This is a genomic window from Paraburkholderia sp. Clong3, assembly GCF_050436485.1.
GTDB lineage: Bacteria > Pseudomonadota > Gammaproteobacteria > Burkholderiales > Burkholderiaceae > Paraburkholderia > Paraburkholderia tuberum.
Window position 1 is genome coordinate 2891441 of record NZ_JBNDMH010000002.1, and the last position, 13253, is coordinate 2904693.

At 61.3% G+C, this 13253-nt stretch carries 13 protein-coding genes; 11 read left to right on the forward strand and 2 right to left on the reverse strand.

What is annotated here, in order from left to right; all coding sequences use genetic code 11:
- Nucleotides 1-393 precede the first annotated feature (393 nt).
- Both OKW30_RS17450 and OKW30_RS17455 read right to left on the reverse strand, forming a co-directional pair.
- Nucleotides 394-1350, reverse strand: coding sequence for a tyrosine-type recombinase/integrase (locus OKW30_RS17450; protein ID WP_429347215.1), 957 nt, complete (start codon nucleotides 1348-1350; stop codon nucleotides 394-396).
- Entirely contained in the window at nucleotides 1347-2231 is an 885-nt protein-coding gene (locus tag OKW30_RS17455; protein WP_429347216.1) for a TIR domain-containing protein, read from the reverse strand. Before OKW30_RS17455 ends, OKW30_RS17450 begins: the two co-directional genes overlap by 4 nt.
- A 241-nt stretch (nucleotides 2232-2472) precedes the next feature.
- Between OKW30_RS17455 and OKW30_RS17460 the strand changes: the two genes are divergently transcribed.
- The 11 genes from OKW30_RS17460 (at nucleotide 2473) to OKW30_RS17510 (ending at nucleotide 13055) form a co-directional block, all read left to right on the forward strand.
- Nucleotides 2473-3936 (forward strand): hypothetical protein, encoded by a 1464-nt coding sequence (locus tag OKW30_RS17460; protein WP_429347217.1) that lies wholly within the window; start codon nucleotides 2473-2475, stop codon nucleotides 3934-3936.
- Between the two features lie 146 nt (nucleotides 3937-4082).
- The gene (locus tag OKW30_RS17465) at nucleotides 4083-4298 is read left to right on the forward strand and encodes a DNA-binding protein (RefSeq protein WP_429347218.1); all 216 of its coding nucleotides are present in this window, start codon (nucleotides 4083-4085) and stop codon (nucleotides 4296-4298) included.
- Nucleotides 4298-6352, forward strand: a complete 2055-nt coding sequence (locus tag OKW30_RS17470; protein WP_429347219.1) for an AAA family ATPase — start codon at nucleotides 4298-4300, stop codon at nucleotides 6350-6352. Before OKW30_RS17465 ends, OKW30_RS17470 begins: the two co-directional genes overlap by 1 nt.
- A gap of 272 nt (nucleotides 6353-6624) precedes the next feature.
- Nucleotides 6625-6768: a hypothetical protein gene (locus OKW30_RS17475; RefSeq protein WP_429347220.1), complete on the forward strand. Its 144-nt coding sequence runs from the start codon at nucleotides 6625-6627 to the stop codon at nucleotides 6766-6768.
- A 38-nt stretch (nucleotides 6769-6806) separates the two neighbouring features.
- Nucleotides 6807-7406, forward strand: coding sequence for a hypothetical protein (locus tag OKW30_RS17480; RefSeq protein WP_429347221.1), 600 nt, complete (start codon nucleotides 6807-6809; stop codon nucleotides 7404-7406).
- A 477-nt stretch (nucleotides 7407-7883) separates the two neighbouring features.
- Complete coding sequence (locus OKW30_RS17485; RefSeq protein WP_429347222.1) at nucleotides 7884-8195, forward strand: hypothetical protein; 312 nt, start codon at nucleotides 7884-7886, stop codon at nucleotides 8193-8195.
- A 204-nt stretch (nucleotides 8196-8399) separates the two neighbouring features.
- On the forward strand, nucleotides 8400-8582 hold the full coding sequence (locus OKW30_RS17490; protein WP_429347223.1) for a hypothetical protein: 183 nt from the start codon (nucleotides 8400-8402) through the stop codon (nucleotides 8580-8582).
- Nucleotides 8563-8811: a hypothetical protein gene (locus tag OKW30_RS17495; RefSeq protein ID WP_429347224.1), complete on the forward strand. Its 249-nt coding sequence runs from the start codon at nucleotides 8563-8565 to the stop codon at nucleotides 8809-8811. The genes OKW30_RS17490 and OKW30_RS17495 overlap by 20 nt, the downstream gene beginning before the upstream one ends.
- Before the next feature lie 350 nt (nucleotides 8812-9161).
- Nucleotides 9162-10754: an adenylate/guanylate cyclase domain-containing protein gene (locus OKW30_RS17500; protein WP_429347225.1), complete on the forward strand. Its 1593-nt coding sequence runs from the start codon at nucleotides 9162-9164 to the stop codon at nucleotides 10752-10754.
- A complete protein-coding gene (locus OKW30_RS17505) occupies nucleotides 10754-12493 on the forward strand; it encodes an E2/E1-associated domain-containing protein (protein WP_429347226.1) in 1740 nt (579 codons plus the stop codon). Before OKW30_RS17500 ends, OKW30_RS17505 begins: the two co-directional genes overlap by 1 nt.
- Nucleotides 12486-13055: a Mov34/MPN/PAD-1 family protein gene (locus tag OKW30_RS17510; RefSeq protein ID WP_429347227.1), complete on the forward strand. Its 570-nt coding sequence runs from the start codon at nucleotides 12486-12488 to the stop codon at nucleotides 13053-13055. Before OKW30_RS17505 ends, OKW30_RS17510 begins: the two co-directional genes overlap by 8 nt.
- Nucleotides 13056-13253 lie beyond the last annotated feature (198 nt).

The window sequence follows — 13253 nt, forward strand, 5'->3', positions numbered from 1 at the left end:
CTGTTCCGCGCTTGTCGACAATCAGCGCGGCGGCCGGCTGCAGCCCAAAGTGGTTGATTCCAGTCGTTGTGCGGTGTGGCTAACGTATGATTTATTCCGCTTCCTGGTGGCACCCGAACCTGGCTGTGAGAGCGTTGCTTGCCCGTGGATCCGGGTCCAAACGTGCGTGTCAGATCTTCCCGCGGAGGTTGAGGCGCGGGACGTCCGGGCTGGGTCGCAAGTTCGCGTCCGCCTAGGCGCTCGACCGTGTCCCAGCGCGAAGGTCTGTTATCTAACCGGAACGGTCCTCTGAATGGCCGGGTAAGGACGAGGGCGAACGGCTGCAGTTGGCCGGTTTGAGACATTCCATTTACTGTGGACTGCAATGTAAGGCTGGAAAGGAGCGACCATGTCTTACACGCGGATCCGTTCCACCTCGTCCAGGCTGATGTCGTCGTGGCGCCGGTCGTAGAGCTGCGTGCTGCGGGTCGATGCGTGATTGGCCATCGCCGCGGCGTTCTCCAGCGTCCCGCCATTCTTCAGGTACGCGGTGATGCCGGTCGCGCGGAACGTATGGTTGCCGATCTTTGTATCAATGCCAGCGGCCAGCGCACGGCGCCGCACCATCGCATACGCGTTCGCCTGCGGCAGCGGCGTGTCGCTGAGCTGCCCGGTGCCGCGCGCAACCGTGCGGAACAGCGGCCCCTTCGGATCACTGGCGATCCCAGTGCCGTCCAGGTACGCATGCAGGTACGCCTCGAGCGTGTGGTGACAGGGCATGGCGTGCGCCTTGCCCCCCTTTTCACGCAGGCGCGCCCACAGCCGCTTGTTCTGGACATAGACGTCGTCAACCCGCATCCCGAGCGCCGCGCCGACCCGCGCGAACGAAAACACCATCAAGGCGATCAGGGCCCGGTCGCGCAGCCCGATCGGCGTCGTCACATCGATGCTGTCGAGCAGCTGGCGCGCCTCGGTCGCGTCGAGCACCGGCGTCCTGCCCTTTTTCACAGTATGGCTCGGCCCGCGCACCGACGCGGCCGGATTGTGCGGGACGATCTGGCCCACCACTAACCAGTCGAACAGGTGACGGATGGCGGCCAGATGCTGCTTGACGGTCGGCGCCGACAGCGTCTGCGTCTGCAGCTCGATCCAGCTTGCAACATGCAGCGGCTGTACGGCCGTTATCGATGGCACGCCGGCGCCGGCGCACCACCCGAGAAAATCCCCCGCGGCCCGCGCATACGCGCGCCGCGTGTGCGGATTGCGGATCGCCGACGCGAAGAACTCAAGGAGCCGCACACTGGCCCGCTCGCCGGCTGCGACCACCAATATCGGCGTAGCAATACCGTCGACGGCAACGAGCTGGCTCATGCCTGCATCGCCTTTTTCCAGTCGATTTCATGACCGGCTGCATCCAGCTCTCGGCAGAGGGCGCTCTTCCAGTTGCCCCCGGCATCCATTGCTTCCCAGACTACACCGAGGTAGTCGCTTGGAATCTCGGGATCACCACGCTTGAGCGCGCACACCTTCTCGCGTCCAAGCCGGCCGATGAAATAGCCAAGTTCAAGCAGCACATTTTGCCGGGCCCGTGGCCTAGGTTCCCCGCCCTTCACGCAGCCCTCGTCATCCGGCGTCAGAAGCACCACGGCGAAATCAACGTCGCCGTGCGCCTCGATCTTCTCGATGACCGTGCGCCCCTGGTTGGCCTGTTCGTGCAGGATGATTGGTTTGAAGTCTAGCTTTTCGAGGAAGCGAGCCACGGTCTCGCGGGCGCCCTCATCGTGACCGTGAACCACGAACACACGGCGAGAAAGAACCTGAGGTTGTTCCGTAGTCACTGGCACTGGTACCGCTTCATGCTCAGCGTCAGCTAGGTCCTCTCGCAAAGCGCGCTGCGCTTCCTGCAGAAGTGGAATGGCCGCGCTGATGTTTTCCTTCGCGCCTTCTTGATAATCATGTCGTGCCGGATAACCACCACCAAAGTAACCAGCCCGGAAGTTAAGCCGCGTCGCGCTTTCAAACCGCTTGTAAGCAAACGTGCCTTCGCCGAAACACCTTACCAACGTATCCTGGATGGCAGCGCTTAAAGCGGTCAGCTCCGGGGATGCCCCATCAGGCACGATAGCGACATCAAATTTCCGTAGTTCATCGATCCGCTCTTCTAGGCGCGCGATCCCACGTTCGATCTGCGTCGGCGAAAGTTGGAGTTTCGGGGCCAAAGGTGCGGGTGCAGTGGATTTGCGGGTAGCCATCGGTCTCTCTCTATATGGGATAAAGGACATTATCAGATATAGAAGCGCTCCAGAAACACGCGTGTGCCTTTATACGTCGGAGTTGCGCCAACGCTTCACGCAGCGCCAGAACGGGCCACCCCGTCATCACATAGGCCATAATTGCGATCCCTCTGCCTAGCTCAACGGGCGAACGGCCGGGCACACCTTCACCGGCCTGTCAGGGGTTCCCAATTGAAGGCTCGCACTTGAAAGCGTCCAGATGGCTGAGAAGTTCAATTTCCCGCTCGACGGCTGGGACACAGCGCTCATTGACGTCGAAGAATTCATTGCGGCGCTTGGGCGCGCAAAATATCCCAACACCGACAGCAGTCCGACTGCCGAAGTATTGCGCTTCTCTGTGGAGGCGACTGTAAAAAACGGAGGGCTGCGACCGTTTGACGGCGGTATGGTGCCGTTGAACGGTATCCCGGCCCGGAAGCTCAATGAACCATTCTCGGGGCTTTTCTTCGAGCGAGAAGAGTTTTTCGCCTTTGTGCGCGAAGCGTGGCTAGAGGGCGAACCAGACGAGGCGCTGGCGGCACAAGACGAGGCACAGCACATTACGGTCGAAGACATTGCGCACATGATTGCCATTCAGCGCACCGACCAAAGCATGAACATTGAAGATATCCCAGACGGGCGGGAAAGTGTGCATCGTTCGATTGAGCTTGCGCGGCAATTGATGGGCTGGCATACCGACGGCATCCCGGGCGTAATCCCGCAAATCGTCGAGATGGTACGAACCAGAACAATCACGCCCAGCCCCGTCGAAACGGGCTTACCCGTTGTCTCAGACCTTCGCGCATCTCCTGGTCTCTGGTCGTTGACTGCCGAAGACGCGCAACGGGTGCTGGCGTCACTCTGCCCAGGCGTCCGCCGTTACACCATTTCCGACGTGGCTGACATAATCGCGCGCCGCAGCTATCCCCGAGACATGACCAAAGCGAGGGAAGCAGAATGTGCGCTTGTCGAGCGCATAGAAGACGCCATTGAGCAAGGCGAACTCACCGCAAATGAGCGTCGGAAGGATGGGGAAATTCTTCTCAACGAACACGGCATTGACGAATGGCTGATCCGCGAGCAAATCCCGGTGTTGCTGAATCCCACGACGAAAGCCAACGTCGAGCAGGCTGCAATGAAGGACGCTGGAAGGCTCACCATTGATGACGTGGTCGGGATCCTCGCCAAGGAGACCAGCACCGAGGCGGCGCGGTGGGAATCGACGCTTGTGGCCGAAATCAGGGGCGGTGCGCTGACATTGAAGAACCCGCGCGACCTCGGGGACTTCCTCCCCTACGCCGTTCCAAAGAGCCTTCGCACGTTCTACGACCGTGTGGACGTAGCCGACGTGAACAAGTTGCTCGGCGCACATCCGGAATGGCGAATCGAGTACCGCTTTGAGACCGCAACGCTGCCGCGATGGGAGACGTCAACCGCTCCCATGAGAACGGTGACGCATTCTGGCGATAAATGGTTGGATGCAGAGCTTCGGACGCTGCTTACGGAGAGCAAGTTACCGGATTTCACCCAGAAAAAGGCCGGGGAGAAGTACAAGGTCAGCAGGGCGCGCATCGGAGCCTTGCTGAAACAGGCCAAAGACAAGTTTGAGACGCCGGCCAAGTCTTCAGTCTTTCAAACCTTCGGAACGCAAAACCGCCGAAAGGTGAAGGGCACGCAATACTAGCCGTTTCGTTGCACTGTTGCGTAAACCGGCCTGAAACCCTTATCGGATAAGGCCGCAACTGTTGCACGAAGGCTGCGCCGCTATTGCCCGCGAAAGACTGGCCTCAAGCGATTCACGTTGAGTCGCACACATTGAGAGCCAGTCACATGACCACACAACAATCAGCGGCGACTTCGGTAGGCCGTCTATTTCTGACTACCGAAGAACTTGCCGGTGCGTTGCAACTGCGTCCGCAGAGCATCAGAAAGAGGTACAGGGAGACCGGCAGCTATCACGGCGTGCGCCCAGTCAAACTGCCGAGTCGCTTTCTCGCCTGGCCGGTGGATGCCATAGAGCAGCTGATGGGCGGAGAGGTCCAATAATGACGAATCCCAATCGCCGGCAAGCTGCATCGGGTTTCTTGGGCGAACCTCAACCGCAGTTCAATACCACCCGCGTGCCTGAGCAATTCAAACTAGGGCGCGCACGCGACGCGCTGTTTGCCCTGAACGCCGGTTGCCCTCGCGACGAGTGGGTACGTGCCGGCATGGCAGCGAAAGCGGCCGGCCTGTCGGAGGATGATTTTCTCGAATGGTCAGCGACCGGTGACAATTATGGTGGCGAGCGTAAGACTCGTTCTGTGTGGCGCAGCATCAAAGCCGCTGGCGGCATCACGGAAGGTACTCTGTTCAAGATGGCGAAGAACGCGGGCTGGCGCGATGCATGTGCGCAAAGTGGCACACAGGCCGCGCGAGTGTCGGTCGCGAAGCCGACGAAGGCCGACATACCCCGGAAGCCTCGGATCGACCTTGTCTCGACGTTCAACGGCTATCCGTCCGCCAGCTCAGACCATCCCTACATCGTGGCGAAGCGCGGCAATCCCAACGGCCTTCGCGTGGTGCCTGCCAATGACACGCTGACCATCGGCGAGCAGCGCGTCGCCGGCTGGCTGGCGGTCCCGGTTCGTTCCTTCGACGGTACGCTCTGCACGGTCCAGTTTATCCCGTCACCTGGCGCGGGAAACAAGCTCAACGCCCCGGGCGCTTCGTTCAACGATGGTCTGTTCGTGGTTGGCGACATCGTGGCTGACGGCACGATATACGTGTGCGAGGGCATCGGGCAGGCGTGGGCGTGTGCCAAGGCGGATTACCACGCCGCTGCTGTGGTCACGTTCGGCTCAGGCCGCATCGGCGCTATCGCCAGGCTGCTGCGCAAGCGGTTCCCGGCGGTGCGTATCGTTATCGTCCCGGACCGCGGCAAGGAGACGGACGCCAAAACCATCGCTCGCGAGATTACTGGCGCATGGGCCGAGCTACCAGCTGACAAACCGGCCAACTATGACGCAAACGACTACGAGTCGGAGCACGGCACAGAGGCGCTGGCGGACCTGTTGCGTGCCGCTCGAACTACGCCCATGCGTTACCGGCTTCAATCGGCTGGCGAGGTGCTGGGGGCGCCACCGCTGCGCTGGATGGTACAAGGCGTTATGCCTGCATCTGGCTTCGGTGCGGTGTACGGGCCGTCTGGCGCAGGTAAGTCGTTCCTGGTGCTGGACCTGTGCGCCGCCGTCGCGGACGGCGCCGAATGGTTCGGGCGGCGCGTGAACGCGGCTCCGGTTACATATGTGTGCCTCGAAGGTGAGGCTGGTCTCGGCAAGCGCGTCAAGGCGTGGAACGTCAACCGCCAACGCGGTCTACCGGACCGCCTGCACTTCGTCACACAGCCGGTCGACCTGCGCCAGCCGGAAGACGTGGCTGACCTGTGCGCGGCGGTGCTAGCAGCGGGCGGCCGGGATGGACTGCTGGTCATCGACACGCTGAACCGGGCCGCGCCCGGAGCCGATGAAAACGCGAGCACCGACATGGGGAAGATAATCGAATCGTGCAAGGCGGCGCAGCGCCGTCTCGGTGGCGTGGTGCTGCTCGTCCACCACACCGGCAAGGACGGCACGAAGGGTCTGCGCGGCCATAGCAGCCTATACGCAGCGCTCGACGCGGCGATTGAAGTATCACGCAATGGTGCCCGCCGCGAGTGGAGCGCCGTGAAGATCAAGGACGACATCGACGGCGGACACAATGCCTTTGCTCTGCGCGTGGTGGGCCTCCACGACGACGAGCACGGCGAGCCGGTTACGTCGTGCGTCGTGGAACCCGACGGCGGCGCCGACGAAGTGCGGCGCGTGAAGCTCCCGCAAGGCGGCAACCAGCGGATCGCACTTGATGCACTTGCCGAGCCGCTGCGCCACTCCCGCGACTTCGGTAAAGGCGACGCTCCGCCCAATCACCCCTGCATCGAAGTCGAGGCCGCCGTGCAGCTCGTGGCGGACCGCCTTACCTGCGAGCCGAAACGACGGGCCGAACGCGCCAGAGAGGCCGTTACTAGCCTGGTAACGCGCGGCTTGTTTGATGTAAAGGAGGGGTGGCTATGGCGCTGCTAAACCATAAAACCGTTCTCGAAGTCCTTCCCGAAAACCCCCGCCCCTTATAGGGGCGGCGGGTAATTTCGGGAAAAGTGGACGAAACCGGAAGCGTCCGTTTTCAGGGAAACCGGGAAATTTCGGGAACGGGCCGTATGAACCCACGGACTGGAGCGCACGGACATCGAGGCGAAACATGGTTGACGGCTTGGTAAGTGGGACTCTTAGGAGTTGCGATAAGCCTGGACAGCACAACACGGCAAGACATCCGAACGGCAAAGGTGCGCGTGGCCGTGGGCGACGGCGAATCACTCTTCGTGAACATGACTACCCTCGCCGGCGAAGTGAAATTGGCCCTGCTGGCGGTCGGCGAGGAGATAGCGTTGTACTGGCTGGGAGTCCAGTCGGCGACATCGTGGAAATCATCTGCGACCTGAATAGTTTCGAACAACCATACTGACTACTTCGACCCAACATGACTGACTTTACAGACGAACAGCTTGCCGCAAGAGAGCTCCGCGATGCCGCATACCATGAAGCGGGGCACAAAGTGCTTTACGAACGATTTGGCGGCGCGGGCGACGCGGTCGTTTCGAGAAACGGGAGTGGAAATGTGGAGGAGAGGGCGTGGCTCGGTCAATTCCGTCCGCGGACATGTCCTGAAACGATGCACAAGATAGCGTCGCCGCATAGCTTTCCAGCTTCGCAGCTACCGGCGAACTGGAAGATACAGGTCGGGATGGCGGGCCTGGTGGCCGAAATCATACTGAGCGGCGAGGCGGATGATGTCGGCGCTGTGGCCGATATCTTGTGCGAAAGAATTTCAAGCGGGGAGGCGTCGGCGTCTGACCTCGCAGGAATGGGTGTCAGTGACATCGACGACTGTGAACTGAGCTATGAAGTCATCGAGGCAGCTGTTCAGCTTCTGCGCGCAGAGTGGCCGGCCGTGCAGCGAGAGGCCGAGTATTTGATCTCTGCCGCAGACGAATCACGACCACTACGGAATGTTGCATCGGCAAGCGACCAACGAGCCAATGCCGAAGGGGTGAGCGGTGGCTTTTTCAGTCCGGCCTGAAAGTTGGAAAGTCAGTAGGAGGCCAGCTAATCTCGAAAGCCCTCGGCAGATGCCCGTGACAGTCAGCGTTGGCGAGCTGCGCGGTTGGGTTGTTCACCACCATGGTTCCTGGGTGTATATCTCGCGTCCCGAACTGCTGAAGAGGGACACCGACCGGGTCCTGGCGAGTTGGCGGAGAAGCACGAGCGGACCGAACACTTATGGGCGGGCGCGTGGGACCGTGAACCAGAGCGTGACGCTTTACCAGATATTTTGTGACGCCATATCCGATACCTTGTGACGCCATACCCGATACCTGTGACGCATCCCGGCATTTGCAAACTAATTAATTACCCGGAAAGCCAAGCTGGGCGCGGCTGCGCGCCCTTCCGATCCGACAATCTGACTCGACCAAGCTGAGAAGTTGCGCTACGACGCAGCGCCTACGAAGAGCAGCTCTTAATCACTCTGTAGTACAACCAACCAATGGAGATCACCATGAAACGCGTAATCGACGGAATGATGTACAACACCGAAACTGCCAACCGCATTGCTGGCTGGGCGAACACTTACAACTGCAGCGACTTCCAGTATTACGAGGAGGATCTGTACGTGACGAAGAAGGGCGCGTACTTCATCGCAGGCGAGGGCGGCCCCCTGTCGCCTTATTCTCGTCCATGCGGCAGCAATGGCACGTTGGGCGGTAAAGGTATGCGCGTTGTGACGGAACATGAGGCGCGTGAGTGGTGCGAGCAGCACGACGTGCCTGTCGACGTCATCGCACAGCACTTCGAGGTCGAGGAGGCCTGACGCCATGCTGCCCGAGGGCTTTCGTGACGAGGACACCTTTTCGCACGGGAGCGCGGGTCTTTAACGCCCGGTTTCGGCGGCTTGGCCGGGCATCGCCTGCTTCGAGTTCACCGCTTGGGCAGCTTCAAAAGCGGCGGCCTAGCCGGCATCACGGGGCTGGGCAGCCAGGAATTACGAAACGAACGCACCAAGGGGCTCCAAAAAATGACGAGGTCTTACTTCGACAAAGACGGCAACGCAGCAACCCTCGTCGACGCCGACCTGCCCATCGACGCACAGACGCGCGAGCTGTTCGAGACGCTACGCGCTGAAGCTACCGCGGCGGGCTTGCACACGTCGAAGCCGGGCGCAGCGCTCGTGTCGCTTTATGTACTCGAACGCGACTAAAGGGGCACGCAAAGAGAACAACTGGCCGAAGCTCATAGGCGGCACGTCAAAGCAGAAGGCGCTCGCTGAAACGGTGCGCGCTGACCTCGACAAGCACACCGACTACTACACGTGCAACAGAGCCCGCGCGGCGCTCACACAGACGAGCGACTGGCTCGATGTGTACGACGAGCTCAAGATTTCGCGAGCTGTCGCCTACAAGTGGCTGGCGGCGAAGCTACGCAAGTAACGCACGCTGGGGTCTTCAATCTGTTCAATGCGGTCGTATTTGCGCTGATCGGAGCAACCAGCTTGGGTCACATAGGGTTTACACTAGCGAAGCGCCTATTGAACTGAACAATACGACCTATATATCACGAGTTGCCTCGCCGAGGATTGCGGGCGCGCTCGCTACCTCGATCGCACCGCCTTCGCTGGCTCACATGATGAGCCGAGCGAACTCTACCGGTCGAGAGAATGAGAACAGCAAAAGAATCCTGGCCACAGTCGTTGATTGTTCGTATTCGCACGTGTGTCGTAGAAACGCGTTCTGGTCTCCGCGATCGAGTCCAGGCAGCCAATTCATCGGGGTAGAACAACATGGCAAGCAGGAACTGGAAGAAGGATCGCGCCCAAGAGCGCATCCGCGGCTGGGTCAACCAGGTCAACAAGGTCGAGATCAAGGAATACCTTCGGGACACGAATCTGACCGGGCTCGGCAACGGTGTCGCCTATCGCATCGACGGCGTACACCTGTATGTCGACATTCTCAACATCAACGAGATGCTCGGGGTCACGGACTCAGAGGGCGTACGGGCGCACAGCCGCACGCTGCGCTTCTTGGACCGGCACTACCGGGCAGTGCGCGACATCCTGAAGGACGTCGACGCGATCCAGGTCGACTTCCACAACCAGCGGCTTCACGCGGTCGTTGCCAAACCGTACGGCAACGAGGCCGGCCGAATCCATAAAGCGGTCGCGACGGCGCAACTGATAATCGACGTGCTGGCGCGCACGGGAGAAAACAGCGACGAACCGCTGCCGGCAGCCAAAGTGCGGGCCGGCATTGACTCCGGCAAGGCGCTAGCCGTCAACAACGGTCGTCGCGGCAACCGCGAGCCGCTTTTCCTGGGAGCGCCGGCTAACCAAGCAGCCAAGCGCTCGGGTGGCGGCACCGACACCGGCATCTACATGACCAACACCGCGCGTGCGGTCGTGGGCTGGAGCACGGTCAAGGACGAGGACAAGACGGCGTTGACCAAGGCACAGATCGAGCAGTCCGAGGATGTCGCGGATGTCGAAGTCACTGCTGATGATGTGGTCGAGGACTGGGAAGAAGGCCTCGCCAACCAGCCGCTCGGCTCGTTCGAGTTCACGCGGCACACGCCGCCGTTCGCCGACCTCGACTTGGAAACACTGACCCCGGCCAATTCGCGACGCCAGGAGTCGACGTCGATCTACGCTGACATCGACGGCTTTACCGCCTACGTGTCGGAGAGGATCGATGATGACGACTCGGCCAAAGATGTCGTCCGGGCGCTGCACGTGCTGCGAGCCGAGCTCGACGCCGTCCTCCACGCCGACTTCGCCGGCCGCAAGATCCGATTTATCGGCGACTGCGTTCACGGTGTGCTGATCGAGGGGACGTCCCACACCACCGACGACGCTGAGACGACCAAAAACGCCATGCTATGCGCGGCTGCTCTGCGCAGCAGCTTCGAGGAGGCGATTACCATCCTCGAGGAAGAAGGAATCGACACCGGCGACCTGGGCATCCAGATCGGTCTCGAGCACGGCCCGACGGCAATCACCCGGCTCGGCTATAAGGGTGAGCGGATCCGGTGCTGCATCAGTCGCGCTGTGCTGCGCTCCGAAGACGAGCAGCGTCGCTGCAAGGGCAACGAAACCGCGATTGGCGCGACCACATACAAGTATGCGCCTGAGGCATTCCGCACATTGTTCGGTGACAGCCGGATCCGTTCGGACTTCGACTACGACGAAGCGGCCGACGCGCTTGCCGGCAAAGCCAACAGCCAGAAAGCTGCTTCGGTTTCGGCGCTCGCCGCAACTTTGCCGTCGACCCAGCCGAGCCGGCTCGGTCGCGCGCCAGCGTCGGCCGCCGCGACCTTCACGCTGCCGGCGCAGGCCGCCGGACCCACGAATCCGAACAAGGTTCCAGCGGGGTTCGCCTGATGTGGTGGTTTATCACCGACCAGGTTCGTCTCCTGACCGAGCGGGCCGCGATCGATCAGCTCGTCGCCGAAGGAATTGGCGTCGAGAACGCCCGATGGGGTGTATCTGGGTCTAACCTTGCCTTGAAGGTGGATGTCGATCTGCGGATCGCCGACAAGGTTCGCACGGTCACCATGATTTACCCTCTGATTTTTCCGAACGCACCGCCGGTCGTGCGCCCCATCGGGGAGACCACAGACTGGGGCGCTCACCAGTACCTCGTCAGTGGCGATCTTTGCCTTGAGTACCGCGCGGACAACTGGCATCCGGACCTGTGCGGTGCCGTAATGCTGCGCAGTGCGTTGAAGCTGATGGCCGCCGACCTGGGCATCACCCATACGTCGGGCTGGGCATTACCGTCGGCGCACAACGTGACGCACGGTCAGCAAATCCGCGGGAACTGGTGTCGGATGAATATGACTTCCGCCGGCCAAGCCAAGCTCGCCAATGTGACCGGAACCCAGCCGATCAAGCTGCACCGGTGCTGGGGCCCGCAGAGCGTGATGGTCACGCTCATCAATGTCACCGAACAAGACGATGCGCTGTGGGTCGATCCGACGGTGCCCACGGCGCTCGTCGAGGACGCACGCCTGAACGGCCTGGCCATGGCCATAGCTGCCGACGACGCGCGTCTGAAAGACATCGACAACTTCCTCAAGGACGGTGCGGACAGTCGCGCATTCTGGAGCATGTTCGTCACGGATCCCATCGCCAACGACGAAGATCGGTGCCTCATGCTGGTCACGCCGGCGGGAGTGCGCGCTTTCTACGTTCGGCCTGACGACAGAAGGCCGTACGAGTTCGCACTAGTTCCTCCTGACTCGGGCAATCGCCTTCCGCCCCGCAACGCTGGCCTGGCCGACAAGACGTTTGCCATCCTGGGATGCGGCTCCCTCGGCTCCAAGGTAGCCACGACCCTGGCGCGCAGCGGTGCGCGCAAGTTCATCCTGATCGACGCCGACGTCCTGAAGCTTGAAAACCTTGTTCGCAACGACCTCGACGCCAAACAAGCAGGTGCATCGAAAGCGTCTGTCGTCGCTCAGCGCCTGAAGCGCGTGGCTGCCGGCGTCGACGTAAAGGTGCACAACTTCCTCCTGGGCGGCCAGGAGCCCGGTAGTAAGGACGACACGTTGGTACGTGAGATTGCCAGAGCGGATGTCATCGTCGACGCCACGGGCGACCACGACGTCTTCAACTACGCCGCGGCGGCAGCCAGGCTCAACCAGAAGACGATGTGCTGGGCACGCGTCTTTGCGGGCGGCTATGGCGGCCTGATCGCCCGCGCACGCCCCGGGCTGGATCCAAATCCGTTCGACGCGCGTGCGATGATCGACCAGTGGTGCGCCCAGCCAGGTTTCCCCGAGCCGCCGCAGCCAGAGAAGGAATATGCCTCGCGGACAGAGGACGGGCCGCCGATGGTTGCTGACGATGCGGACGTGTCGGCCATCGCCGCACATTTCGCTCGCCTGCTCATCGATGCCGCCATCGCTGGCGACAGCTCCGAGTTCGAGTGCTCGGCCTACATGATCGGGCTACGCAAGGAGTGGATCTTCGAGAGGCCCTTCGATACCTGGCCGATCAATCTCGGTTCGGCCCTGTGGATGCACACCGCTGAAGTCGACCCCGACGTGCGCGCCGAGGGTAATAAAGTGCTGCTGGAAATTCTTAGCACGGCAGCGGAGGTACAAGCCAATGATTGAAGTTCAATTGGCGCCGGAATGCGCCGCCAGGCTAGTGCGCGAGCTTCGGCGCGCGGGGGCTCATGAGATCGGTGGCGTCCTGGCGACCGAGCGCGTTGCCGACCACATCTTTCGCATCGTTGACCTGTCTGTCCAGCGTAAGGGGGGCTCCTTCGCGGCGTTCTCGCGAGACGCCAGCCTCCACAAGCGCTTCATGCGTCGATTCCACGACCTGACTGGACACCAATACGAGAGATTCAACTATCTCGGTGAGTGGCACTCACACCCGAGCTTTCCGGCGCTGCCAAGTCCCAGGGACATCCTTACAATGCATTCGCTGCTCGAGGCACCGGACCAAGTGGCCAACTTCCTCGTCCTGCTGATCGTCAAACGATCGAGCGCCGGCAAGCTCGAGGCATCTGCGCATGCCTTCGCACACGGCCTTGCGCCAATGCGAGTGCCGTTGGCTATGTCTAGGCAAAACGACGCGCTCACCGAGGTGACCGCTTCTCCTCGGTTATCACTGCGCAAGAGAGTTGCTATGCGCGCGGAAAGCGGCCCTTCTCGACCGTCAAGGCGTTAGGCTCCGCCAAAACCACGAATTTGCTGACAGAGAAAAAGCGCAATGTCCATCGCAAACGGACGGCTCCCAAAGGCGCAGTAAATGCCAGAACAGAACTTGTCCTGGATCGCTGCTGCCGACGTCAAAGTCGGTGTGCTAGCAACGTAGGCTCGTGCCCTCTGCTGTAGGGCAAATCGACTGACTTTCTTCAACGGCTCT

Bases quoted from the DNA above. Each gene is read 5' to 3' on its own strand.
- OKW30_RS17490 (WP_429347223.1), top strand. From the start codon at position 8,400: ATGACGAGGTCTTACTTCGACAAAGACGGCAACGCAGCAACCCTCGTC.
- OKW30_RS17455 (WP_429347216.1), bottom strand. From the start codon at position 2,231: ATGGCTACCCGCAAATCCACTGCACCCGCACCTTTGGCCCCGAAACTC.
- OKW30_RS17510 (WP_429347227.1), top strand. From the start codon at position 12,486: ATGATTGAAGTTCAATTGGCGCCGGAATGCGCCGCCAGGCTAGTGCGC.
- OKW30_RS17460 (WP_429347217.1), top strand. From the start codon at position 2,473: ATGGCTGAGAAGTTCAATTTCCCGCTCGACGGCTGGGACACAGCGCTC.
- OKW30_RS17465 (WP_429347218.1), top strand. From the start codon at position 4,083: ATGACCACACAACAATCAGCGGCGACTTCGGTAGGCCGTCTATTTCTG.
- OKW30_RS17470 (WP_429347219.1), top strand. From the start codon at position 4,298: ATGACGAATCCCAATCGCCGGCAAGCTGCATCGGGTTTCTTGGGCGAA.
- OKW30_RS17500 (WP_429347225.1), top strand. From the start codon at position 9,162: ATGGCAAGCAGGAACTGGAAGAAGGATCGCGCCCAAGAGCGCATCCGC.
- OKW30_RS17450 (WP_429347215.1), bottom strand. From the start codon at position 1,350: ATGAGCCAGCTCGTTGCCGTCGACGGTATTGCTACGCCGATATTGGTG.
- OKW30_RS17505 (WP_429347226.1), top strand. From the start codon at position 10,754: ATGTGGTGGTTTATCACCGACCAGGTTCGTCTCCTGACCGAGCGGGCC.
- OKW30_RS17495 (WP_429347224.1), top strand. From the start codon at position 8,563: ATGTACTCGAACGCGACTAAAGGGGCACGCAAAGAGAACAACTGGCCG.
- OKW30_RS17485 (WP_429347222.1), top strand. From the start codon at position 7,884: ATGAAACGCGTAATCGACGGAATGATGTACAACACCGAAACTGCCAAC.
- OKW30_RS17480 (WP_429347221.1), top strand. From the start codon at position 6,807: ATGACTGACTTTACAGACGAACAGCTTGCCGCAAGAGAGCTCCGCGAT.